At 50.7% G+C, this 513-nt stretch carries 1 protein-coding gene; it reads left to right on the top strand.

The window, feature by feature from the left end:
* Positions 1–465 (top strand): glycerate kinase (locus ACWHAR_RS32220; RefSeq protein ID WP_452089068.1); only part of this gene is annotated, 465 nt, incomplete at its 5' end.
* Positions 466–513 lie beyond the last annotated feature (48 nt).

A 513-nucleotide genomic window follows, 5' to 3' on the forward strand; every position in this document is an offset into this window, starting at 1 on the left:
TTCGCTGATATGGCAGAAAAAGAGCTCGGATCAACCTTCCGAGATACAGAGGGCGCCGGTGCAGAGGGCGGTCTTGGATGGAGCCTGCTGACTTATCTTCAGGCTGACCTGAAAAGAGGCATTGATATTGTCCTTAATGCGGTTGATTTTGAAAGTATCGTTCAGGATGCAGATCTTGTGATTACCGGCGAGGGACGGATCGACAGCCAAACGGTTCATGGAAAAACGCCGATAGGCGTAGCCAAGGCGGCTAAATCATATGATGTGCCTGTCATCGGTATTGCGGGATCAGTATCACGAGACAGTGATGCCGTCTATCAACACGGGATCGATGCGCTTTTCAGCATCGTCCCCGGAGCCGTGCCGCTAGAAGACGCGTTTGAACATGCCGCGGAATATATGGAAAGAACGGCGCGGGACATTGCAGCGTCTATCAAATTGGCGAAAACGATGTTTCTGATATAGCCGATGCACATGCCAATGCATAGCCATCCTTCTTTTTGGGTAGAGACA

The sequence above is a fragment of the Bacillus sp. LR--39 genome, assembly GCF_053613335.1.